Below are 23,746 nucleotides of genomic sequence, written 5' to 3' on the forward strand. Positions count from 1 at the left end.
TGTCGGGGCCAGCGCCGCTCCTTCTTCCTTCTCCCCTTGTGGGAGAAGGTGGATTGGCGCGCAGCGCCAAGACGGTTGAGGGGTGCGGACGGAGTGCCGTCAGTATCAAGCTGGAACGCCTCTCATCCGGCCGCTTCGCGTCCACCTTCTCCCACAAGAAGGGAAGAAGGAAGAGCCACGCCAGGCCTTGAAATCTCCAGTCCAAGCCGCACCGTTTCCCGCACCAGCAGGTCCAGATCGTCGCGCCGGGTGCGGTGGTTGTTGATCGCCACCCTGAGGCTATGCTGGCCATGCACCGTCGTGTCGGAAATGGCGGCGATGCCTTCTTCCTGCAGCCTCAGCATGATCTCGGTATTGAGCGCTTTCAGGCGCTCCCCGCCCAGTCCGTCCGCGCGGTAGCGAAAGCAGACGATGTTGATGCTCACCGGCGCTACCAGTTCGAGTGCCGGTTCGGCCGCGATCAGCGCGCCGAGATAATGCCCTTGCGCGATGTTCTGGTCGATCAGCCGGCCGAACTTTTCGATGCCGTGCTCTCGCAACGCCATCCACACCTTCAGAGCGCGAAAGCCGCGCGTCGTCTGCAGGCCGTAATCGTGCAGCCATTGGCCGGAGGCCAGGCCGCGCGGCGTCGATTCCAGATATTCCGGCGTCACCGCGAACGTGCCGCGATGCACGGTGGCATCCCGGATCAGCGCGCAGCCGACCTCGAATGGCGCGTGCAGCCATTTATGCGGATCGAGCGCGATCGAGTGGGCGTGCTCGATGCCGGCAACGCGATGCGAATTGTCCGGCGCAATCGCAAGCAAGGCGCCGATGCAGCCATCGACGTGAAACCACAGATCCTCTTTTGCCGCCAGATCAGCCAGCGCTTGCAGATCGTCGATTGCGCCGGTGTTCACCGTGCCGGCCGTACCGATTACGCAGGCTGGCTTGAAGCCGGCGTCGCGGTCCTCGGCGATCGCCGCCCGTAACGCAGCGATGTCGATCCGCAGCCCGGCATCGCTCGGGATGCGACGCAGCGCCCGGTTGCCGAGGCCGAGCACTTCCATCGCCTTGCGGTGACAGGAGTGAAGCTGGTCGGAGCCGTAGAAACGCAGCGGCTTGTCGATGCCGGCAACGCCGTGCTCGCGTATGTCGATGCCGGCCATGGCGTTGCGCGCCACGGTCAGCCCGATGATGTTGGCCATCGAGCCGCCGCTGACCAGCGTGCCGCTGGCCGATTGCGGAAAGCCCATCATCTGCTTGCACCAGTCGACGACCTGGTTGTCCATCAGCGCGGCGGCATGGTTGCCGCCGCCGAGGTTGGAGCCCTGGATCGCCGCCAGGAAATCGCCGAGCGCGCCGGTGAAATTGCTCGAGCCCATATACCAGGACCAGAAGCGCGGATGGACGTTGCCCATCGGATAGGGCATCAAACTCCTGGTGACGTCGCCATAGATTTCTGCCAGCGGCGCCGGCGAACGCGGCAGCGGCGATGTGAAGAAGGTCCTCACATCAACCGGCATCTCCTGCCACACCGGACGCTCTCTGACATCGCGCAGGTAAGCGACGGCATCGTCGACGATCCGATGCGACAGGGCCTGCACGTCGGCCCAGTTCGAGGGGTCAAGCGTTTCCTCGGTGGCCGTGACGGCCAGTCCAGGCTTCGTGTCCATGCAGGCCGCTCCCGATGTGCCGCCGTCACGCCGGAAACTGGCAGCCGGGCGTCGACTGCGAAAGCGCAGTCTCCTCGGCGTCCATCTCTGCCTCGATGCCGTCGAACAGCGGTGTCGTCATGTAGCGTTCGCCGGTATCGGGCAGCATGCACAGGATCACCGAGCCGGGTGCCGCCTTTTCCGCGATCTGCCGCGCCACCGCGAAGGTCGCTCCGCCGGAGATGCCGGTGAAAATCCCTTCCTTCTGCGCCAGCGCCTTGGCCCATTTCATGCCCTCGGGCCCGGCAATCGGCACCACCTCGTCATAGAGGCTTGCGTCTATCGCCTCCTGCAGCACGTCCGGAATGAAGTCGGGCGTCCAGCCCTGGATCGGATGCGGCTCGAACGCCGGATGGCTGGCGGCAGGCGCGCCGCCGGTGCCGCGCTGCTGCGGCTTGCCGCTGCCGATAAGCTGCGCATTGGCCGGTTCGGCGAGCACGATCCGGGTCTCCGGCCGCTCGCGGCGCAGCACGCGTCCGACACCGGCGACGGTGCCGCCCGTGCCGTAGCCGGTGACGAAGCAGTCGAGCCGCGAGCCGGCGAAATCGTTGATGATCTCGCGCGCCGTCGTCGCTTCGTGAATGGCGGCGTTGGCCTTGGTTTCGAACTGGCGGGCCAGGAACCAGCCATTGGCTTCGGCGAGCTCCACCGCCTTCTTGTACATGCCGAAACCCTTCTGGACGCGCGGCGTCAGCACCACCTTGGCGCCCAGCATGCGCATCAGCTTGCGGCGTTCGATAGAAAAGCTGTCGGCCATCGTCACCACCAGCGGATAGCCCTTCTGGGCGCAGACCATGGCAAGGCCGATGCCGGTGTTGCCGCTGGTCGCCTCGACCACGGTCTGGCCAGGCTTTAGAGCGCCGCTGCGCTCGCCTTCCTCGATGATGTTGAGCGCCAGCCGGTCCTTCACCGAGGCGGCGGGATTGAAGAACTCGGCCTTCACATAGATCGTGGCATGGTCCGGTCCGAGATTATTGATGCGGATCACCGGCGTATCGCCGACCGTGTCGAGAATGCTGTCGAACAGACGGCCGCGCCCGGCGGTGGTTCTGATTTTCTGTTGATGCAACATATCGATCTCTTCGCCTTGTCGTTGTCTCTTGTCGTCACGGGCCGGTTACAGACCGGTGGCTTGGGCGGCGAGGTTTCGAGACCTTGCCGTGCTACATTTGCCTCCGGCAATGCCAGCATCCGGAGCGGGAATTCGCTGCCGGATGCACCGTGTCGCGTTTGGTGATAAAACAAAGGCCGACTGGCCAGCGTGGGAGCAGGCGTGGAAACGCACGTGGAATCCGCCCGATCGAGCCTCCACGGCGAGGTGGCCGGCTTTTCCGTGCGTCTGCTCGGACCACTGACGATCGCACGCAACGGCATCATCATCCAGCTCCCAAAATCGCGCAAGCTGTGTGCGCTGCTCGCCTATCTGGCGCTGGCGCCGCATCCGGTCGGCCGCAGCCGCCTCTGCGAGCTTTTGTGGGATGTGCCGAACGACCCGCGCGGCGAGCTTCGCTGGTGCCTGAGCAAGCTCAGAGGCATCCTCGATGAACCGCATCATCGCAGGGTCGAGACACTAGGCGACACGATCGCGCTTGATCTGAGAGGTGCTTCCGTCGACGCTGTCGACATAGCCTCGGCCGCCGCCAAGGGCGTTGAGACGCTCGGTCTAGAGCGGCTGCAGGCTCTTTCCGGAATGTTCGCCGGCGACTTTCTCGATGGGCTGGAGATCGACCGCAGCCCGCATTTCAACAGCTGGCTGATCGCTCAGCGCCGCCGCTTCGGCTCTTGGCACGCCGCAATCCTGGAACATCTCGTCAACAAGCTTCCGGTGGATGCCGACAGAATGTCTTCGCATCTGGACAAATGGCTGGAACTCGCTCCGTTCGACGGGCGCGCGCATGTGGCTCTTCTGAAAGCGCTGGCGCAGCGCGGCCAGTTTGACGCCTGCGAGGAACATCTCGCTTCCGCAGCGCAGTTGTTTGCTTCGGAGGATCTGGATTTCGGACCCGTTCGTGAGGCATGGCGCACGATCCGCAACGAACGACCTGCCGCTACGCTCCGGGCGCGACCGTCACTCGTACCCGCGGCCCCTCACGGGTCAATTGTGCTTCCCAATTCCGACACTGCTGCATCGCAGAAGGCTTCGCTTGCGGTGATGCCGTTTGCCGAAGAGACGGCTGACGGCGGCCCACGCGGAGGCATCGCCGATGGCCTGACCCACGATATCATCACCCAGCTGGCCAAGCTCAGGGATTTCTTCGTCATCGCGCGCGGTTCGGTGTTTGCGCTCGCCGAAAAAAACATTGGGCCGGAGGATGCCGGCCGTCGGCTCAATGTCGATTATGTCGCCACCGGCACGGTACGCAGCCAGGCCGGCCGCGTCACCGTCGCGGTCGAGCTGGTCGAAGTGCGCACGGCCAGGATCGTCTGGGCCGAGACGTTCGAGCGCAAGCCGAACGACATCTTTGCCGTGCTCGACGACATCGGCAACAGCATCGTCTCGTCGATCTCGGCCGAGATCGAGACGGTCGAGCGCAACCGCGCCATGTTGAAGGCGCCCAATTCGCTGAACGCCTGGGAAGCCTACCACCGCGGTCTCTGGCACATGTATCGCTTCACCCGCGCGGAAAACGAGCAGGCCCGGCATTTCTTCGACATAGCCTTGAAGCTCGATCCGACGTTCGCCCGCGCCTATGCCGGCCTCTCCTTCACCCATTGGCAAAATGCCTTCCAGCGCTGGGGCGACCGCGACCACGAAAGCGCCCTGGCCTTCGAGGCAGCCGGCCAGAGCCTGCTCGTCGACGATCACAATCCGGCCGCTCACTGGGCCATGGGGCGGGCGCTGTGGCTGCGCGGCGAGCAGGACGGCTCCCTCATCGAGCTGGAACGCGCCGTAGACCTCAGCCCGAATTTCGCGCTCGGCCACTATGCGTTATCTTTCGTCCATTCGCAGTCCGGCGACCCGCAGGCTGCGATCGGCTCATCCGACCATTCCAGGCATCTGAGCCCCTTCGATCCGCTGCTGTTCGGTATGTTGGGCGCCAGGGCGATGTCGCATGTCCGGCTCGGCCAGTTCGACGAAGCCGCCGAATGGGCGCTGAAGGCAGCCGCGCGTCCCAACGCCCACGCCATCATCCTGGCGATTGCTGCCCATTGCCTTGCTCTGGCGGGGCGGCTGGACGAGGCACGAAGTTTCGCCGCCGCGCTGCGAAAGGTGCTGCCGAACTACTGCGCCGATGATTTCATCGGCACCTTCCGCTTCGAGCCGGCCGCCGAGGCCCTGTTCCGGCAAGGCGCTAAGCGGATCGGGCTGGGGTGAGGCAGGCGCGCGGTTTGCCAGGCTCTCCAAACCGCTCATCGCGGCTGGCCGCCCCAAACATCGTCATGTCTGCAGCCAGGGCGCATCGTCAGGTTGGTTGCGAATTCGTCGACCAGAGCGGATCAGACGGGCTCAACCGATTTGACGTTGCCGTCGGTATCCACGAGGCAGCTTGTCTTCTTGCCACTGGCATCGAGTTCGACCTGATAGGTCTTGGAATCGAGCTTGCTCGATGAAACCGGAAGTATCTTCGTGCTGTCGACACCGCTCGCCTTGGCGACCGCATTGGCGCAAAGCAGTTGAAGGTCCGCCGGGGCAGTCTCGACCTTGGTCCTGGACATCTGGTCCTGAGGAGGCGGCGGCGGCGCGCTGACGCAAGCGCTAAAGGCTTTCAGCCAGGAATCCGATTGCCGTCACCAGGATCGAAGTTCTCACTGCATCTTTTGCCGACATTGCTTGTCCCTCTCCGAATGCCGCTTCACACACCCTTGTAAAGTGCCGCCCCCTGCATGAGAACGATGACCTTGGCCCCAACCTTGACGCGGGATGCGAGATCGACGATGTCGTCGTTCCTCATACGGATGCACCCCGATGACACGTCGAGCCCGATCGTCCAAGGCTCCGGGGTGCCGTGTATCCGGTAGATCGTGTCCTGGTCGCGCTCATAGAGATAGAGCGCCCTTGCGCCGAGCGGGTTGTCGGGCCCTCCCTCCATGCCTCCGGCGTATTTCACCGCCTTCGGATCGCGAGCGACCATTTCGGCCGGAGGTGTCCAGGTCGGCCACTCCGCCATGCGGCCGACGCGCACGATACCGGCCCATCCAAACCCTTCCCGGCCCACGCCGATGCCGTAGCGCATGGCCCGCTGACCCGGCTGCACAAGATAGAGAAAGTGCTGATTGCCATCGATAATGATCGTGCCTGGCACTTCCGCGGTGCGGAATTTGACCATCTGCGGACGAAATGCCTCGGGCACCTCATTATGCGCGGCGTAGTATTTGCGCGCCTTGGTGCGATCGTAGTCCACCCATTTGTGGCTTTTCGGGTCGAAAACCTGTGTTCCCGCAGCCAGCGCCGCCACCGCGACAAGACCGAACGCCGCGGCGACAACTGCCGTGAGGGAGCGCCGCCGGACGGTGCCGCGTTCCGCGAACATAGGATTTGCGCTCATGGATTTGCCCACCCGTGCACCCGTGCGCCTTGTGCGGCAACCCATTGTTTGGCGTATTCGTAAGGATCCTGACGCTCTACCTGGAACGCATAACTCATCTTGGTGATTTCCTCGGGCTTCAGCTCGAACCGTTCCAGGAACGCCACCACCTTCGGATATTTATTGCGCAGCGAGGTGGCGTAGGCGATATGGAAATGTGCGGTATCCCATGATACCGGCGCGCTGGACTTCGAGACCCAGAGCGGGTCCTCTGACGGCAGTACGATCTTCCACTTTGTCGGATCAAAGGGCGGCTCGGTAAGCCGGACAATGTCGTGCAGCTCAAATACATAGTGCGGCGCGTAGCAGGCAAACACCATTGGATGATCCGTGGCGACGGCGGCATCGACAGCCGCCATTCCGGCATCCTCCGGCGTCTCCAGCAAGGTCATTGTCTTGGCATAACCATAGCTGTTGGCGCGGACGCGCTCGATAGCGGTTGAGGACCAACCCTCAGCGCCGATCCAGAGTTCGCCGCGTCCGTCGCCATCGGTATCCAGCGCGGCCGTTTTCTTCGTATCGCTGAGGTCGGAAACGTCGTGAATTCCAAATTTGTCGGCTGCCTCACGCGTAGCGCATATGCCTTGCCATGCCGGCACACCGATAGGGCTGATGGCCACCGTGCCGGCACCGTCCACATACTTCTTCACCAGATTGTCCAGGTTGGGCAGCCAGATTTCGGGATGAATATCCACCTCACCCGAATTGAGACCGGCAAAGGCAATCAGCGTCCCCATCTCGCGCACATCGGCATCGAGCCCGAAATTTTCCTTCAGGCTGACCTTGAGGATATTTGCCGTCGCCTGGCCCGACGGCCAGTTCGGCATTGCAATGACGAGATCAGCCGCGTGGACCGGGATGTTTAGCGCCAGCATCGTCAATGCCGCCAGCGACACTTTCCGCAGGCACTGCCGAAATCGGTTGTGCATCTCTTCCCCCTCGCTTCGGTGCTGAAATGAACCGCGACCGGAACAATCTGTCGCGGCAAGCACCGGACCCATCTTCTGACGGGCAACTGCTGAAGCTGCGGCAGTGCGTTCGCCAAAGAGAGCGCCTTCGCGTGCCGCCCCTGCACGCTACCCGATGACAATCCGACTGGGAAGATGCTCACAACGCGGCCGCGGCGCCCCCACTGCGCCCCTATTTGGCACGCCGCAGCGTTGAAAAGTCGGGCAAAGGGGCGCGTTTCTTTTGGCCCTCGCAACGGTTGGCTGGGTTCGAAAAAATACCACAATAGATCGCGATTAGGGCGATCGTATAAGATGCGGTATCGTCGCGCCTTTTTTGTAGAGATGGCGCAAAATTCACAACAACATAGAATATTACTTGTACTAACTCGGCTTAATGAGAACAAAACTAAGGGAGCATTCCGGAATCTTGCTGCTGGTCACATTTCAGTATCTGCTAAGATAGCCCGTGCTGATTCCGAATTATTAAGCATTTGCAAAATTCAATCCTGCGATATTGGGATTTGTCCTTGTCGTAGGCTGACTCGGATGCATTTCTTGGAAGCACAGCCGCGTCAGCGGATCGTTGAAACATGCTTGGGCGGACGGGGCACTAAGCATGGAGAGGAATATTGACACTCGCTAATGCGGCGGCCCCCGCTGGGAGCGTTCCCTCCCATGTAAGAGATTACGGCAACCGTCGGCTAAGTCGTCGAATGCATCGCCCACAGCCTGGCTCTCGTTTGATGGCCGGCGAAGCTTTGCACTCCTCCGATTGGCGCCAGCCTTCGCGGCAAAAGCGGGGATCGCCGCCTGCAATGGCCTTCCGATATGGACGATGTCCGCCGCCAGCCAGTCGGAGGAATGAATCATGAAACTCGTAATCTGTGCGGCCTTGGCCACTGCTTTGATGGCGATCGTCGGTTGTACCACCGACGACTACGATGGTTGTCGCGGAAAGGGCTGCCTGGTTGATCGGTCCCATAAAGGGAGCCGGAAGATAGACGACCGGCCGCAGTTCGACAGGAACGGCAATCCCAACTTCGATACCAGGGGCCGTTACATCGGCTGCCATGGGCTCGGATGTAAAGTCGACGATCCTGATGACGGGGATCAAAGTATCGACGACAGACCGCAGTACGACAGAGAAGGCAATCCCAACTTCGATACGCAAGGCAACTACCAAGGCTGCCGCGGCGTCGGCTGCGAGGTCGATACACCGGACGATGACAATTCATCAGACGACGACGATTCCGATTAATGGCCCCTGCAGCGAACAACGAAGAGGATAGCCACTCATGTCTGAATTGAACGGTCTCATCCGTCGACGTGTCAAAATCGTCATGGTCGGCCTTGCGGGGTTGGGAGTGGCGCTGACGTCCGCTTTCGCTGCGAATAACGCCTGTGACGGTATAAAGGTCGAAGTGACGAAGGCGCGCAAGCAGGAATATGCCCCTCTCGTCGTCTCGGCGATGACCAATAAGTTCAAGCCCGCTCAGGCAAAATTCTTCTCGATCATGGAGAGCGGCAGCTGGAGCGCCGCCTACGTCTCCACGCCGGTGAGCGACGACGGCGTGATGTTCTTCCAGACAGTCGACGGAAAGAAGCAGTTTCGCGACGTATGGGGCGGCTATGCCGAGCCGTCGGAGAAACCTGAACTGGTGTCCTGGGCGAAGAAGCTCGGAGCGCCGCAAGACCTGGCAAAGTGTTTTGCCGAGGAAGTTACGGAACGACGGTGATGATCGCTGGAAATTGCCGCTGACCGTTGGTGCAGGGGGAGAATGATTGGTGAGCGCTCCGGGGCGCCGGGGCTCTGAGATCGACTCCAATCATCAGCTGCAGGACGTGCAAAATGCAAACCGTTCGAAAATCCAGACTGATAATGCAGTTCGCCCGTGCATTGGCAACTTCAGTGAAAATGACGGCTGTTGTGAGTGTAGCTGTCCCGCACACGATCAATGTTGCGTATGCCAGCAAGTATGATCTGCCGAAACCCTATGTTTCCCGGGCTCTTAACGCGGTTTTGATACCCATCAATCACGCCTCTCGGCACCGCTACCAGATCCCGCCCAAGCTTCGCGGCGTGTATGTCTTGGCCGTTGCACCCCATGGCGTTGCCGCGCGGCAAGGCATCCGACCGGGTGACGTGCTTGCCACGGTGCGGCATCAGCCGATTTCGACGCCGCGCGATGTCGATAGGTTCGTTTGGGCCGCCCTTGCCGTGAGCGCCACCAGTTTCCTGTTTGGCGTGAATCGCGGGACAGAAGTCGCAGATGTCGTCGAGGTCAACACCAACATCACCGTCAACAACTTCAACACCAACATCTCGGTCAACAATATCTCCCAATGGACGAGCGTCGACAATCGAGAGGAGTGGACGCAGATCGTCGACGAGTATGACGACGAGATGGAGACGGGCCTCAATGACACGAGCTATCGCGAGGACGACTCGCAGCCTGGCGACGCCAATCCGGACGCAAATGTGTCTTCTCCCGATGCTGACGACGACGATTCCAGCACCGACACTGACGACAATAACCCGGCCGACGGTACCGACGACAACAGTTCCGATCAGGACGATTCGAGCGATCAGAACGACGATGAAAACTCAACAGACGGTGATGATGACAAGAACAGCACCGACACCGACGACGATAGCACGGATGACGATGCGTCGGATGACAGCACTGACAACAATGATTCCGATGATCTGGACGATTCCAGCGATCAGAATGACGATGACGACCTGTCGACAGATGGTGAAGACGAAAACAGCACCGACAGTAATGACGATGCGTCGGATGACAGTAACGACGCTGACGGATCGGACGATGACGATGCCAACTAACGGCCGACCGTGCCGGCAGTTCTAGACCGAGGACAATCGATGAAAACCGCGATGCTGACCGCTGCCATCGTTCTGGCCATGCCGGCTTTCGCATTTGCCCAGGACAAATGCTACGACGCCGCCAAGGACCAGGCCGACCCGAACGAGTGCGCCGATGCCGCGTCCAAGAAATCCGACAAGAAGCTCAACGAGCTTTACAAGCAGATCGAAACCCGGCTGAACGACGACGCGGATATCAGGACGCTTCTCGTTCAAGCACAGCGGGATTGGGTCAAATTTCGCGACGCAGAGTGCAGTTTCCAGACCGCAGGAGCGGCCGGAGAAAGCGCAATTCCAACGCTCATCGCGGAGTGCATGGACAGCCTGACGCAATCCCGTGTCAAAGATTTCGAGGGATACCTGAATTGCCAGAAAGGCGATGCGAGCTGCCCCGTTCCGGCAGCGAACACATCACATGCCGTACCTGCCGTGGCCGAGGAGAACGGCCAGACCGGCCTTGCCCAGGCTGCCGACCCGATACCCATTCCATTGCAACATGTTGTTGGGCACCTCGGAACCGGCAGCGATGAAGTCATCTACCACAAACTCGGGATTGCGTTGGGCATCAATGGTGCCAAGCCTCGTCTGTTCGAATTCGACACCGGGTCGGATGAGTTCAACGCTGAGATCGATTCGAGTGTCCCTGGCGTAGAGCCGGTGCGCGGCAGCAAGCCCGAAATGTACCCCTATGGAAACGGCACCTATGGAGGTTGGGTACAACAGGCCCGGGTCGACAGCCTGTCCTATTACGATCCAGATGATCTCTCGGAGCCTGCCGTAACCTTTGACGGCGGCTTTAGCGTAGGTCGGGTGGTGGATTACGTCTTCACCAAGGATTTCGGCGACTTCGAGGATGCGAATGTGACGCAAAAGCCCGTGGGCCACCATGGCGATACGCCGGTTTATGCGGATCTTGATGCGCGCAAGAGCATGAAGAATGGCGAACCCGGTAACGAGGCGCCGTTTTACGGCGTCTTTGGAGCCGGCGATTTTATCGATAAGGGGGACCAGACCGCCGCTCCTGGCAGTCAGACGCAAAGCGGCTATGTGGTCTCCGCCAATGCAAATCTTGGAAAGAGGACGACACCGGGCTGCGCTCCCTGCCTGACGCTGAATTTGTCCCCCAGTCTGAGATCCCAGTTTACGGCCCTGATACCGTGGGGCGAACTGGATTACGAATTCCTCCAGAGACGATTCCCGCGATCAGGCGCGAATGCATCCAGTCAGTACGAAGGGTCTTACCGTTATAAAATTTCCTTTGATCATAAGGGAAAGAAGCAATCGGTTGATTTCAGTGGACCTGTTTTATTGGATACAGGAACGACAAGCTTCATTTATATTACAACAGAATCTAGTTTGAATAAGCTTCAGTCGAGAGGATTTAATATTGCTGAATTCGGTGATGAGATAGTCGACTTCAAGTTTTTTGGATTCGATGATGGTATAAATAACCGTGAATATGATGATGTCGACATTCTCCGCCAAAGCGATGAGATGAAAGTCGGCGGTCTCATTCTCGGTCTGCCATTCTTCGAGTCCAATTCCATAATGAATGATCTGGAAAACAGGACGACCGCATATTCACCCTATTTTGTCAGCGCTGCTAACTTTACGACAGACGCGGCTGCCAAGGATCAAGTGCAGTTGAATCGCGCGACCAGCGATACTGGAAGCAACGGATGGCTCGGACTGGCCGGCATCGTCTCCGGCGCCGGCGACTTCACGATCGAGAAGGACGCGGACGTGCGCATGACCGGGGCCAATACCTATACCGGCACAACCCATATTGCGGCCGATGGGTATCTTACCCTGGCCGGTCCGGCCAGCATTGAGCATTCATCGCGCGTCATGGTCGACGGTGTGCTCAACCTCGACCAGAAAGGAAACCACCTGAAGCCCTGGGGGGTGGCGCACTCCCTGAACGATACGGCCATTCGCAACCTTGGCGGTAAAGGCGAGGTCTATCTGGGTGCGGGCAGACTGATCCTGACAGCAGCCGACGGGCAATTTGATGGAACCATCGCGGACTTTGATGACGCCGGCGACAGCGGCGGCCTCGTTGTTGCCGGTGGCAAGCTGACGCTGAGCGGTAAGAACAAGTATTCGGGCATGACGGAAGTGGTGGCGGGAGCGGAGTTGCACGTGACCGGCTCTTTGACCGGTGACGTTTCCGTCTCGGGACTGCTTGTCGTTGACGGAGAGGTCTCCGGCGAAGTCATGGTCAAGGAGGGCGGCACGCTGACCGGCTCAGGAAAGGTCGGCAACGTCACGGTCGCCGAATGTGGCAAAGCTGATCCAATGAAAACCAGATAATCGGGCCATGGGCCGATCGTGGCAATAACGGACAGCTGACGAGAACATAGGGCGGGGCTGAGCAACTTAAGAGCTTGACTGCAACCGGAAAGGGAAATCGATGAAAATAGCGATATTGACTGCTGCCGTGGTTCTGGCTGCGCCGACATTCGCCCTTGCCAAGGACAAGTGCGCCGATGCCAAGGATCAGGCCACCATGAATCAGTGCTTCGGTGCCGAGTTCCAGAAATCCGACAAGAAGCTCAATGAGCTTTACAAGCAGATCGAAGCCCGCCTGAAGGACGATGTGGATACCAAGAAGCTTCTTGTTCAGGCACAGCGGGATTGGGGCAAGTTTCGCGACGCGGAGTGCAGTTTCCAGACCGCAGGCGCGGCCGGAGGAAGCATGATGCCAATGCTCATCGCGCAGTGCATGGACGGCCTGACACAATCCCGTGTCAAAGGTTTCGAAGGCTATCTGAAATGCCAGGAAGGCGACATGAGTTGCCCTGTTCCGGCCGCGAACTGACACATGCCACAGCTGATCGGATCACGATGAAGCGGGCGGCGAGCGTGACGTCGCCGCCAGACATGAAAGGATGCGAGGGGCATCATCATTGCGTGAGGGACTTGAAGGAGGTGGATTGTGAAACGCTATGGATCGTCGCTCGCAATGACGATTGCGGCATCTGTACTGTTGGCATGTGTCGTGCCGGCAACAGCCCAGACTGACATGAGCTTCGACGTCAACGTCACGCTTTCCAAAAAGGCAGCTGCCAAGCTCGCGGCTGAAAAGGAGGGGATCGTTGTCTTCGCCTCCTATTACGGCGACCCGAAGCGGAGCGCCGCGAAGCGCGTAAACGAAATCGGCCAGATCGATCTCACGCCGCAGGACGAAGAGGTGGAGATACCGGGTACAGCGGGCCACGCCCACGTCAGCGGCACAAAGGTCGACGCGAAGCGTCTCGACTGGCTTGCCGGGCCGGCCAAGGTCAACGTCAACGTTGCGTCGGCGCGCAAGAGCAGTCCGGACAATCTGCTCAACTGCGATTTCATCGACGGTCCACTAAGCGATGTCCGAAGGAAGCCTGTGACGCTTCATTGCGGATTGATCGAAGAAAATGTGGACACGAAGTTGAGGCCATAAGGCTTACAAAATCATGCCGCCTCGTGACCGGCGTCAACGCAGGTTATCGGCGGCATTACCTGCTTTGCTCAAGGGAGGTGAAGATTCTCATGCGTCCATTGTTCGCAATCTGTTTCTGCCTGACCATCATGTCCTTGTCTGCCGCCGCCTATGCCGAGCGCCGTTGTGGCTGGTACTCCAGCCCGACACCCGGCAACCTCGTCCTGACCGACAGTGACGGGGATTGGTGGATCCAGATGCAGGGACGCCCGGATCCCAAAGGCATCGACAATGTGCCGGCCTTTGACGAGCGGCAATTCGTCGAGACCAATGTGCCCGGTTCGGGTCACGGCTACGGATGTGCGTGTATGAACGTGGTAACCAACGCCAAGCAACAGAAGATCACCAGAGTGATCTCGGGCCAAATCCTTCCGCTGCTGCGCTGTCGCAACGACGGATCGCTGCCTAACCCGGACGGATAATTGTTGGATATCTTGTGGATACCATGGCTGACGGTAGGCAGCTTAGAGCATTGGATCAAGAAAAAGCCCGGCAAACCGGGCTTTTTCTTGGGTCTCTGAAACCGCATCAATCGGTTCGAAACGGGAATTTGGTGCCCAGAAGAGGACTCGAACCTCCACTCCTTGCGGAACACGGACCTGAACCGTGCGCGTCTACCAATTCCGCCATCTGGGCTGGTGCGCGCTCATTAAGCGGGCGAGGGATGAGTGTCAACGCGCTTTTTTGAAAGCCGCGTTCCTTCTCCGGCTCAATGCTCCAGCACTTCCTTCGACGCCACCGTGGAATCGGCGTTGAGCGTGTAGATGATCGGCACACCGGTGCCGAGCTCGAGCTTGACGATCTCCTCGCCCGATTTGCCGTCCAGCGCCATGATCAGCGCGCGCAGCGAATTGCCGTGCGCCGCCACCAGCACGGTGCCGCCGCGCAGCACATGCGGTTGCAGATCGTGCAGGTAATAGGGCCAGACGCGCGCGCCGGTGTCCTTCAGGCTTTCACCGCCGGGCGGCGGCACGTCATAGGAGCGGCGCCAGACATGCACCTGCTCCTCGCCCCATTTCTTGCGCGCATCATCCTTGTTGAGGCCGGAGAGATCGCCATAGTCGCGCTCGTTCAGCGCCTGGTCGCGAATGGTCTCGAGATCGCTCTGGCCAACGGCGTCGAGAATATGCTGGCAGGTCTTCTGCGCCCGGATCAGCGACGACGTGAAGGCGATGTCGAACTTCATGCCGCGCGCCCTGAGCTTGGCGCCGGCCGACTTGGCCTCGGCATGGCCCAGTTCGGTCAGGTCGACGTCGCGCCAGCCGGTAAATAGGTTCTTCAGGTTCCATTCGCTCTGGCCGTGGCGCACGAGCACGAGAGTTCTCGACATATTTGCTCCTTCAAATCTTGTGGATCAGCCAAATCTTGTGGATCAGCCAAATCTGTGGATCAGCTTGTCAGGCCGAGCACGTCCCGCATCGAATAGAGGCCCGGCTTGCGGCCGCGCGCCCACAGGGCTGCCTTGACCGCGCCGCGGGCAAAGATCGCCCGGTCCTCGGCATGATGGGCAAGCGTGATGCGCTCGCCGGTACCGGCCAGCACCACACTGTGGTCGCCGACCACCGAGCCGCCGCGCAAGCTGGCGAAACCGATCGAGCCTGCCTTGCGCACGCCGGTATGGCCGTCGCGCACGCGAACATCGTTGCCGGCAAGTGCTACGCCGCGCCCGGCAGCGGCGGCCTCGCCGAGCAGCAGCGCCGTGCCCGACGGCGCATCGACCTTGTGCCGGTGGTGCATTTCCAGGATCTCGATGTCGAAATCGTCGGCATCGAGCGCGCGCGCCGCCTGCTCAACCAGCACCGCCAGCAGATTGACGCCGAGGCTCATATTGCCTGACTTGACCACCGTCGCGTGCCGCGCCGCCGCCGCGATCCTGGCATTGTCTTCAGCCGAGCAGCCGGTGGTGCCGATGATATGGGCGATGCGCGCCTGCGCCGCATAGCCGGCGAATTCGACGGTCGCTGCCGGCGTGGTGAAATCGAGCACGCCGTCGGCCTTGGCGAAGGCCGGCAGCGGATCGTCGCCGATCGCCACGCCGAGCCTGCCGACGCCGGCCAGCTCGCCGGCATCCTTGCCGAGATGTGGCGAACCGGCCGGCGCGATGGCGCCGGCGACACGCGCGCCCGGTATCGTGTGGATGGCGCGGATCAGCGCCTGGCCCATGCGGCCAGCCGCGCCCACCACCACCAGGCCCATTTCACTCACGGTCGGCGTGTCGCTCATGAATGTCTCCCGACCGCCTTTTTCGCGTGATCATTTTGCGCCGCAGTCTGGATTGGCTTGGCGTCATCGACAAGCCCCAGCCCTTTCCTGCCTTGCACCCGATGGAACCGGGCATAGACGCTGTGCGGGTCGGCCATCAGCGAGGCATGCGTGCCCTGTTCGACCAGCCGGCCCTGCTCCAGCACGATGATATGGTCGGCATTGACCACCGTCGACAGCCGGTGCGCGATGACAATGGTGGTGCGCCCCTCCATGACATGGATCAGCGCTTCCTGGACGCGGGCCTCGGCCTCGTTGTCGAGCGCCGAGGTCGCTTCGTCGAGCAGCAGGATCGGCGCCTGCCGAACGATGGCGCGTGCAATCGATACGCGCTGGCGCTGGCCGCCCGACAGCGTCACGCCATTCTCGCCGACCGGCGTGTCGTAGCCTTGCGGCTGCTGGCGAATGAAATCGTGTGCCGCGGCCTGTTGGGCGGCGCGTTCAATCTCTGCGTCGGTGGCGCTCAGCCTGCCGTAGCGGATGTTGTCGCGGATGGTGCCATCGAACAGATAGGGCTGCTGCGATACATAGGCGATCGAGCCGCGCAGCGAATGCTTGGTGACCTTTGAAATGTCCTGGCCGTCGATTTCGATCCTGCCCGACTCGACATCGTAGAAGCGCTGCAGCAGCGCAACCAGCGTCGTCTTGCCGGCGCCCGAGGCTCCGACGATGGCGGTCACCTTGCCGGCGGCGGCGACAAAGGTCAGATCCTGCAGGACCGGCGCCTCTTCGACATAGCGGAAGGACACGTTGTTGAAGCGCACTTCGCCAGAGGTGAATTTCGCCTCGGCGGCTGCCGGCACGTCACCTTGCTGCGGCTCGAGGTCGAGAAGCTCGTAGATCATGCGCGCATTGACCAGCGACTTTTCCATGCCAACCTGCATACGCGCCAGCCGCCTGGCCGGATCATAGGCAAGCAGCAGGGCGGTGATGAAGGCAAACACCGCGCCCGGCGGCTGGCCGCCGACGGTCGCCCGGTAGCCGGAATAGGCGATGACGCCGGCGACGGCGAAGCCGGCCAGCATGTCGGAGATAGGCGTCAGCCGTTCCGAGACGCGGGCGATCTTGTTTGCCCGCTGCTCGGCGCCCGCGACGAGGCCGCCGATGCGGCGCGACAGCTCGTCTTCCAGGGTGAAGGCCTTGACGATAGCGATGCCTTGCGTCGCTTCCTGCATGGCGCCGATCAGCCGCGAGTTGATCTGCACCGATTCACGGGTGATGCGACGCACCCGGCGCATCAGATAGGTGACACTGTAGATCAAGGGCGGGCCGATCAGCAGCGACATCGCCGAGAGCATCGGGTCCTGCCAGATCATGACGCCGACTAGCGCGACAAGCGATACCGCATCGCGCGCCAGCGATGTCAGCGTCATCGACAGGAGATCGCGGATGCCGTTGACGTTCTCGTTGATCTGCGCGGCGAGCCGGCCCGAGCGGGTGTCATTGAAGAAGCCGACGCCGAGCTTCATCAGATGGTCGAAGATGCGGCGTTGATAGCGCGCCACCAGATTGTTGCCGATTTTGGCCAGCGTCACTGCCTGGCCGTAGCTGGCCAGGCCGCGCAGCATAAAGGCGGCCAGGATCGACACGCTGATCAGCGCGATAAGATCGCCGCGCCGTTGGTAGAAGATCTGATCGATGACATCCTTCATGATCCAGGCTGTGAAGGCGGTCGTCGCCGCGATCGTCACCAGGCACAGCACGGCAAGAGCATAGTACCAGCGATAATCGCGGCTGTTCTCGGCGATGATGCGGCGGATCACCGCCACGATCTCGCTGGGACGGACTTTCCCTTTGGTTGGTGCTGGAATTGTCACGTTGGAGCGCTTTGTGGTTTCGGTTCGGCCGGACTGCAATTCGGCAACCTCTTAACGCCCCGATGGCGGCTTGCCTATGGCCGGGGACGGCGAAACTTCGTCGCGGCGCAGCTTGTGTCCTAAACCCGCCAGCGCCGCCCCGCCGTCTGCACGCCGAACAGCGACGGATTTCTGGCATAGGCGGCCAGCCCTAAAAGCGCCGCAAGCGGATGGGTGATGACGTAGACCGGCATGCCGCGCATCAGGGCGCTGTGCGGCGCCTTGTCCTCGAAGGCGGCGCGGAAATTGCCGGTGCGCAGCGCCGGCAGGATTTTTTGCGCGATGCCGCCGGTGAGAAACACGCCGCCGCGGCTCATGAACACCAGAGCGAGATCGCCGGCGGTGCGCCCTAGGCAAGTGACGAAGATCGACAGCGCCTCTTCGGCCACCGGATCGTTCTTTGCCAGCGCCGCGGCGGTGACCTCGGCAGGCGTTGTAAAGGGCGATGGCTTGCCGTCCGCCTTGGCCACCGCCCGGTAGGCATTGACCAGGCCGCGTCCGGACAGGATCTGTTCGCCGGAGATGCGGCCCTCGAGCTTCTCGATATGCGGAAACACCTGGAAATCGCGCGGTGAGCGCGGGCCGATATCCATATGGCCGCCCTCGCCGGGCACCGGTATCCAGTGATGCAGCGCATAAACCAGCCCGGCGACACCGAGCCCGGTTCCCGGGCCGAGCACCACCCGCCCGGAATTCGGTTCCGGCTCGTCGCCGCCGATCTTTTCCATATGCTCTTCGCCGAGCGCGACGACAGCCAGCGCCTGTGCCTCGAAGTCGTTGAGCACCACGACGTCGCTGAGACCGAGACTGGCGAACATCTGTCTCGGCTTGACGATCCATGGGCAATTGGTAAGCGGGATCTCGTCGCTTTCGACAGGACCGGCTACCGCCAGCACAGCTGAATTCGGCCGGACCGACGAGCGGTCGAGCACGGCCGACTGGATCGCCTCGTCAATCGTATTGAAGTTGGCGGTCTGGACGATGGTCGGCTCGCCGGCCTCGGAATTCGCGTCTAGTACGATCGAGAAGCGCGCATTGGTGCCGCCTATATCGCCGATCAGGATCGGAAATCGCAACAGAGTGTCGTCGTCGCTTACGCCTGGCATGCTCTCGTCCGTTCCCGACGCGTATCGCCGTTCTCTCGTTGACTAGCGCATGACCGCAAAAAGGGAAATCGGTTTTCGAAGTGGAGATGCACGGATGCAGACAGCGAACACGCTGCCCGCATCAGTGCCCCGGTCGTGGCCGCGGCAGCGGAATGCCGATCTCGGGCGTCGCCACAAAGGCGTTCGCCGAGGCCGGAAGCGCTGCCGCGCCGGCTGCGACCGTTGGCTGCGGCGCAGGCTCGGCTGCGAGAGCGGGTGCGGTGGCCGCGATCGGCACGCCGTCGCCATAGTAGGTGACTGCTTCCGCCGACGGCGGAGCTGGCGCGTCGAGCACGAATTGGCATTGCCTGGGCAGGTTCGCCATCGTCATCAGGTCGCGTGCCTTCGGCTTGTCCGGGTTCTTGTTGGGGCGCCACGGCTCCTCGGTGAACCACCAGGCCAGCGCCTGGTCGCAGCCATCGCCTGGCGCCGTCGCTTCCTGTGCCTTGCAGTCGGGTGATCCAGCCTGGCAGCCGATGCGAATGTGGAAGTGGTAGTCGTGGCCCCAGAACGGCCTGACCTTGCGCAACCAGCTACGGTCGCCTTTGACCGTGTCGCAGAGCTTCTTCTTGATCCCGGGATTGACCAGGATGCGCTCGACTTCGGGATAGCTCGCGGCGCGCTTCAACAACCGCGTGTGCATCGGCGTCCACAGCCCGTCCTTCACCAAATGGGTCTTTTCATCGACCATCAAGGTAGCGCTGATGTTTTCGCGCTCTTCGGCCGAGAGCTTACGGTCGGGCATCGGCGTCAGCCAGATGTCGGCGTCGAGGCCGATCTGGTGCGAGGCATGGCCGGTCAGCATCGGACCGCCGCGCGGTTGCGAGATGTCGCCGATCAGCAAGCCCGGCCAGCCGTCGGCAGCGGCATCGCGCGACAGTTTCTCGATCAGCGCGATCATTGCCGGATGGCCCCAGCGACGATTGCGCGACGGTCGCATCACCTCCCAGTGCCGGCCGTCCATGGGTAGGGCGACGCCGCCGGAAAAACAGCCTTTGGAATAAAAGCCGATCGATTGCGCTGCTGCGAGTGCCGGCAGCTTTTTGGCGCCGAACAGGTCCTTTGCCCGTTGCTCGGCGCTCCCTGGCTGCGTTGCAAGCGCCGCCAAGCCAGCGATGGCCAGTACTGCCGTCAGCAGCAGCGTTTTGCCCGGCAAGGCTCGCGCTAACGTCTTCCCCAAGCTGGACCCCTCCGCGATTTGAACCGCATCATACCATAGCCCGCGCAACGTATCGATCATGACCGTTTCATCGGGCTGCGCGCCTCGCCGTCGCGCCAGTCGCCGCTCGCCCACATGGCATCGAGCGCCGAGCGATAGTCGGGAAAGCGAAAGCCATAACCGGCCGCCTTGATTGCCGCGTTGGCGACACGCTTGTTCTCGCTGTAGAAAGACCGCGCCATGGGCGAAAGTTGGGCGGTCTCGAACGGAATTTCGGGCGGCGGCTCGATGCCCATCAATTGGGCGGCATAGGCGACGACGTCCTGCGGCGGCGCCGGCAGGTCGTCGGTGACGTTGAAGATGCCGCCGCGATTGCCCTCGGCGAGATGCCTGAGCGCACCGGCAATATCGTCGCAATGGATGCGGTTGAACACCTGGCCCGGCTTGACCAGCCGCCGCGCAGTGCCGTTTTCCAGGTTGACCAGGGCGTTGCGGCCCGGCCCGTAAATGCCGGAAAGCCGCAGGATCGCCACCGGCCGGTGGATGTCATGGCCCAATTGTAGCCAATCCTGCTCGGCTGCAACACGCATCACCGACCGCTTCGACAACGGCCGGCATTCGGCGGCCTCGTCCACCCAATTGCCGCCACGGTCGCCATAGACGCCGACGGTGGAGAGATAGGCGATCCATTCGAGCTCCGGCATGTTGGCCGCGATCTCCTCGCGTGCCGCGCCCAGCATCGGGTCGCCGGCCTTGTCCGGCGCGACCGAGACGACGAGATGGGTTGTCTTCCCAAGGGCATCGCCGATTTCGGAGGTCAGCGTGCCATCGAAACGCAGCGGCACGATACCGGCTTGCCGCAGCGCCGCGAATTTTTCCAGCGACCGTGTTGTACCGAAGATCGTTGTGTCGGCATCCCTGTTGGCGCGGGCGAAGGCCCTGCCCGAATAACCGGCGCCGAAGATGAAAATCTGCTTTTTTGTCATGTATGCGCCTCGATCGGCTTTGGCAGGGCCAGAAGCCATTCGCCTCTCACCGCCTCGTCATGTTCTGCTTGCAAAGCGGCTGCGGCACGTTCGGCGAACTCCCGACCCGGCACCAGCCGCGACAGCGCCCATACCGCAGCTCCGCGAACCAGGGGCGAGGCGTCGTCGAGCAGCGCGCGAACGGCGCCGGCCAGCGACAAGTCCTGGGAATTGCCGGCCGCTATCAGCACGTTTCGGATAAAACGGTCGCGGCCGATGCGCTTGATCGGCGAGCCCGAAAAAAGCGTGCGGAAGGCAGTGTCGTCGAGACGCAGCAGCTCGGCGAGCGGCGGTTCGCGCAAGTCCGCGCGGGCGGCAAGCTTTGCCTCCGAAGCGGCTTGGGCGAACTTGTTCCACGGGCAGGCGGCCAGGCAGTCGTCGCAGCCATAGATGCGATTGCCGATCTTTTCCCGGAACTCATGCGGGATCGGTCCTTTGTTCTCGATGGTGAGGTATGAAATGCAGCGCCGCGCATCGAGCCGGTAAGGCGCCGGAAAGGCGTCCGTCGGGCAGGCGTCGAGGCAGGCCCGGCAGGAGCCGCAATGATCGTTCTCAGGCGCGTCCGGCACCAGCTCGGCCGTCGTGAAGATGGTGCCGAGGAACAGCCAGGAGCCATGCGCGCGGCTGACCAGGTTGGTGTGCTTGCCTTGCCAGCCGAGGCCGGCCGCCTCGGCCAGCGGCTTTTCCATCACCGGCGCGGTGTCGACAAACACTTTCACGTCCCCGCCGGCGCGCGCCACGATCTTGCCGGCGATCTCCTTCAGCCGGCCTTTCATCACGTCATGATAGTCGCGGTTCTGCGCATAGGCCGAGATCGCGCCGCGGTCGCGCTTTGCCAGGATGTCGCGTGGGTCGTGGTCGGGGCCGTAATTCATCGCCAGCACGATGATCGAGCGGACCTCTGGCCAAAGCGTCGTCGGTTTGCCTCGCCGCTCGAGCGTTTCGGCAATCCAGCCCATCGAGCCGTGAAAGCCGTCGGCAACGAATTCGGCCAGCCGTTCCGGCGCCTGCGGAATCGCATCGGGCGTGGTGACGGCAATGGCGTCGAAGCCGGCATTCCGCGCCTCGCGGTCGATCAGCGCGCGCAGCTTTGCCGTATCAGAAATCGAGGTCCGCATAATGTGACACCGGCGACAGGCCGCGCACCCGGTCGGACAGAAGCGGCCGGAACGAAGGCCGTGATTTCACCCTTGTATACCATTCGCGCGCGGCGCTGTGTTCGCGCCAGTCGATCTCGCCGAGATAGTCGAGCACCGACAGTGCCGCCGCCGCCGCGAGATCGGCATAGGTGACCTTGTTGCCGGCCAGCCAATGACGGGTGCCGGCCAGCCAGTTGGTGTATTTCATGTGCTGGCGGATATTGGCGCGGGCGGCGCGGATCGCCGCCGAATCGGGCGAGCCGCCGCCTGCCGTTTCCGGCATGACCGGCTTCAGGACGCGCTCGCGCACTAGGTGCCGGGTAACCTCGCTTTCCGCCTTGTTGAGGTACCAATCGGTCAGCCGTCGGATTTCGGCGCGCTCCATCGGATCCTCGGCGAACAGCCGCTTGTCGCGCTTGAGTACCCCGCGCGTCTCGTCGAGATATTCGGCAATGACCACTGCGCCAACGATCGGCACGTCGCCTTCGGCGAGCAGGATCGGCAGCGTGCCGGCCGGGTTCAGCGCCAGGAACTCCTTGCGCCGCGTCCACGGCTTCTCTTCGATCAGCGCCAGTTCCTCGCCATACTCGCCAAAGGCGAGGCGGACGAAGCGGCAGCTGGCGAACATCGGATGGTGGAAAAGCGTCAGCATGGTCCCGCGATAATAGAGCGCACTGGCAAATCGCCGGCTGCGCCGGTAAGTCTTGGCCGCCCGATTCAGGGGCTGTCAGGGTGCTGCGACCTATAGGGGGAGTTCCGCGCCGTGACAAGCAAGCCCTTTTCTCACGCCCTCACTCCAACGCCGAGGTTGCCATGGAAAGCCAGACCGTCGTCGAAGCGCTGCTGCTCGGCATGCTCGAGGGCCTGACCGAGTTTATTCCGGTGTCTTCAACCGGTCATATCCTGCTTGCCGGCCATTTCCTCGGCTTTCATTCGACCGGCAAGGCCTTCGAGATCCTGATCCAGCTCGGCGCCATATTGGCGATTCTCAGCGTCTATTTCCGCCGTCTCTGGAAGATGCTGCTCGAGCTGCCCTACGATCGGCTGACGCGGCATTTCGTCCTTGGCATCCTCATCGCATTCCTGCCGGCGGCCATTATCGGCGCGCTGGCGCACGATTTCATCAAGACGGTGCTGTTCGAATCGCCGCGGCTGATCTGCATCATGCTGATCATCGGCGGTGTCATCCTGCTGCTGGTCGATCGCATGAAGCCGAAGCCCTATTACCACGATGTCGAGCGGTTTCCGACCAGGCTTTATCTGCAGATCGGGCTGTTTCAGTGCCTGTCGCTGATCCCCGGCACGTCGCGCTCGGGTTCGACCATCGTCGGCGCGCTGCTGCTCGGCGTCGACAAACGGGCGGCGGCGGAATTCTCCTTCTTCCTTGCCATCCCGACGATGGTCGGCGCCTTCGCCTTCGACCTGTTCAAGAACCGCAATGTGCTGAGCAGCGCCGACCTGCCCATCATCGCCGTCGGTTTCGTCGCCGCCTTCGTCACCGCGCTAATCGTCGTGCGCTTCCTGCTCGACTACGTCTCGCGCCATGGCTACGCGCTGTTCGGCTGGTGGCGGCTGGTCGTCGGCATCGTCGGCCTGGCGGGGCTGGCCATCTGGGGATGAGCCGGCGC

Annotated in this window: 22 protein-coding genes and 1 tRNA gene; 9 read left to right on the forward strand and 14 right to left on the reverse strand. The window is 61.9% G+C overall.

The window, feature by feature from the left end:
• Nucleotides 1-122: 122 nt before the first annotated feature.
• A complete protein-coding gene (locus NKJ20_RS16895; RefSeq protein ID WP_352745510.1) occupies nucleotides 123-1,655 on the reverse strand; it encodes a pyridoxal phosphate-dependent decarboxylase family protein in 1,533 nt (510 codons plus the stop codon).
• 25 nt (nucleotides 1,656-1,680) lie between these two features.
• Nucleotides 1,681-2,766, reverse strand: coding sequence for a PLP-dependent cysteine synthase family protein (locus NKJ20_RS16900; RefSeq protein WP_352745513.1), 1,086 nt, complete (start codon nucleotides 2,764-2,766; stop codon nucleotides 1,681-1,683).
• Nucleotides 2,767-2,979: 213 nt separating this feature from the next.
• Between NKJ20_RS16900 and NKJ20_RS16905 the strand changes: the two genes are divergently transcribed.
• On the forward strand, nucleotides 2,980-5,010 hold the full coding sequence (locus NKJ20_RS16905) for a transcriptional regulator (RefSeq protein ID WP_352745515.1): 2,031 nt from the start codon (nucleotides 2,980-2,982) through the stop codon (nucleotides 5,008-5,010).
• A 122-nt stretch (nucleotides 5,011-5,132) separates the two neighbouring features.
• Here the strand turns inward: NKJ20_RS16905 and NKJ20_RS16910 are convergent, their stop codons facing one another.
• From NKJ20_RS16910 to NKJ20_RS16920, 3 genes are all read right to left on the reverse strand, one after another.
• Nucleotides 5,133-5,351, reverse strand: coding sequence for a hypothetical protein (locus NKJ20_RS16910; protein WP_031212349.1), 219 nt, complete (start codon nucleotides 5,349-5,351; stop codon nucleotides 5,133-5,135).
• 137 nt (nucleotides 5,352-5,488) lie between these two features.
• The gene (locus tag NKJ20_RS16915; RefSeq protein ID WP_352745516.1) at nucleotides 5,489-6,181 is read right to left on the reverse strand and encodes a L,D-transpeptidase; all 693 of its coding nucleotides are present in this window, start codon (nucleotides 6,179-6,181) and stop codon (nucleotides 5,489-5,491) included.
• Nucleotides 6,178-7,149 (reverse strand): ABC transporter substrate-binding protein, encoded by a 972-nt coding sequence (locus NKJ20_RS16920; protein WP_352745517.1) that lies wholly within the window; start codon nucleotides 7,147-7,149, stop codon nucleotides 6,178-6,180. Before NKJ20_RS16920 ends, NKJ20_RS16915 begins: the two co-directional genes overlap by 4 nt.
• Nucleotides 7,150-8,038: 889 nt before the next feature.
• Here NKJ20_RS16920 and NKJ20_RS16925 point away from each other — a divergent pair.
• The 7 genes from NKJ20_RS16925 to NKJ20_RS16955 all read left to right on the forward strand — a co-directional run bounded on the left by NKJ20_RS16925 (nucleotide 8,039) and on the right by NKJ20_RS16955 (nucleotide 13,954).
• The gene (locus NKJ20_RS16925) at nucleotides 8,039-8,428 is read left to right on the forward strand and encodes a hypothetical protein (protein WP_352745518.1); all 390 of its coding nucleotides are present in this window, start codon (nucleotides 8,039-8,041) and stop codon (nucleotides 8,426-8,428) included.
• Nucleotides 8,429-8,465: 37 nt separating this feature from the next.
• Nucleotides 8,466-8,906 carry a hypothetical protein gene (locus NKJ20_RS16930; protein WP_352745519.1) on the forward strand — a complete coding sequence of 147 codons (441 nt, stop codon included), beginning with the start codon at nucleotides 8,466-8,468 and terminating at the stop codon, nucleotides 8,904-8,906.
• Nucleotides 8,907-9,019: 113 nt separating this feature from the next.
• Entirely contained in the window at nucleotides 9,020-10,015 is a 996-nt protein-coding gene (locus NKJ20_RS16935) for a Do family serine endopeptidase (protein WP_352745522.1), read from the forward strand.
• Between the two features lie 39 nt (nucleotides 10,016-10,054).
• Entirely contained in the window at nucleotides 10,055-12,367 is a 2,313-nt protein-coding gene (locus NKJ20_RS16940; RefSeq protein ID WP_352745525.1) for a lysozyme inhibitor LprI family protein, read from the forward strand.
• Between the two features lie 100 nt (nucleotides 12,368-12,467).
• A complete protein-coding gene (locus NKJ20_RS16945) occupies nucleotides 12,468-12,875 on the forward strand; it encodes a lysozyme inhibitor LprI family protein (protein WP_352745527.1) in 408 nt (135 codons plus the stop codon).
• A gap of 117 nt (nucleotides 12,876-12,992) precedes the next feature.
• Entirely contained in the window at nucleotides 12,993-13,493 is a 501-nt protein-coding gene (locus tag NKJ20_RS16950) for a hypothetical protein (protein WP_352745530.1), read from the forward strand.
• A gap of 23 nt (nucleotides 13,494-13,516) precedes the next feature.
• On the forward strand, nucleotides 13,517-13,954 hold the full coding sequence (locus NKJ20_RS16955; RefSeq protein WP_352745533.1) for a DUF4087 domain-containing protein: 438 nt from the start codon (nucleotides 13,517-13,519) through the stop codon (nucleotides 13,952-13,954).
• A 129-nt stretch (nucleotides 13,955-14,083) separates the two neighbouring features.
• On the opposite strand, the gene NKJ20_RS16960 is transcribed toward NKJ20_RS16955, so the two are convergent.
• The 9 genes from NKJ20_RS16960 to NKJ20_RS17000 all read right to left on the reverse strand — a co-directional run bounded on the left by NKJ20_RS16960 (nucleotide 14,084) and on the right by NKJ20_RS17000 (nucleotide 22,770).
• Nucleotides 14,084-14,168, reverse strand: a tRNA-Leu gene (locus NKJ20_RS16960).
• A 73-nt stretch (nucleotides 14,169-14,241) separates the two neighbouring features.
• Nucleotides 14,242-14,862, reverse strand: coding sequence for a 2,3-bisphosphoglycerate-dependent phosphoglycerate mutase (locus NKJ20_RS16965; protein ID WP_352473555.1), 621 nt, complete (start codon nucleotides 14,860-14,862; stop codon nucleotides 14,242-14,244).
• Nucleotides 14,863-14,921: 59 nt separating this feature from the next.
• Nucleotides 14,922-15,755, reverse strand: a complete 834-nt coding sequence (dapB, locus tag NKJ20_RS16970) for a 4-hydroxy-tetrahydrodipicolinate reductase (protein ID WP_352473556.1) — start codon at nucleotides 15,753-15,755, stop codon at nucleotides 14,922-14,924.
• A complete protein-coding gene (locus NKJ20_RS16975) occupies nucleotides 15,752-17,611 on the reverse strand; it encodes an ABC transporter ATP-binding protein (RefSeq protein WP_352745538.1) in 1,860 nt (619 codons plus the stop codon). The genes dapB and NKJ20_RS16975 overlap by 4 nt, the downstream gene beginning before the upstream one ends.
• A 119-nt stretch (nucleotides 17,612-17,730) precedes the next feature.
• Nucleotides 17,731-18,756, reverse strand: coding sequence for a glucokinase (locus NKJ20_RS16980; protein WP_352473558.1), 1,026 nt, complete (start codon nucleotides 18,754-18,756; stop codon nucleotides 17,731-17,733).
• 121 nt (nucleotides 18,757-18,877) lie between these two features.
• Complete coding sequence (mepA, locus tag NKJ20_RS16985) at nucleotides 18,878-19,975, reverse strand: penicillin-insensitive murein endopeptidase (RefSeq protein ID WP_502895015.1); 1,098 nt, start codon at nucleotides 19,973-19,975, stop codon at nucleotides 18,878-18,880.
• 56 nt (nucleotides 19,976-20,031) lie between these two features.
• A complete protein-coding gene (locus tag NKJ20_RS16990) occupies nucleotides 20,032-20,940 on the reverse strand; it encodes an SDR family oxidoreductase (RefSeq protein ID WP_352745541.1) in 909 nt (302 codons plus the stop codon).
• Entirely contained in the window at nucleotides 20,937-22,097 is a 1,161-nt protein-coding gene (gene queG / locus NKJ20_RS16995) for a tRNA epoxyqueuosine(34) reductase QueG (RefSeq protein WP_352745544.1), read from the reverse strand. Before queG ends, NKJ20_RS16990 begins: the two co-directional genes overlap by 4 nt.
• Entirely contained in the window at nucleotides 22,078-22,770 is a 693-nt protein-coding gene (locus NKJ20_RS17000; protein WP_023678968.1) for a glutathione S-transferase family protein, read from the reverse strand. The genes queG and NKJ20_RS17000 overlap by 20 nt, the downstream gene beginning before the upstream one ends.
• A gap of 161 nt (nucleotides 22,771-22,931) precedes the next feature.
• Between NKJ20_RS17000 and NKJ20_RS17005 the strand changes: the two genes are divergently transcribed.
• Nucleotides 22,932-23,738 carry an undecaprenyl-diphosphate phosphatase gene (locus tag NKJ20_RS17005; protein WP_352473563.1) on the forward strand — a complete coding sequence of 269 codons (807 nt, stop codon included), beginning with the start codon at nucleotides 22,932-22,934 and terminating at the stop codon, nucleotides 23,736-23,738.
• The last annotated feature ends 8 nt before the right edge of the window (nucleotides 23,739-23,746 follow it).

This window comes from Mesorhizobium sp. M0185, assembly GCF_040322175.1.
In the GTDB taxonomy this organism is placed as follows: Bacteria; Pseudomonadota; Alphaproteobacteria; order Rhizobiales; family Rhizobiaceae; genus Mesorhizobium.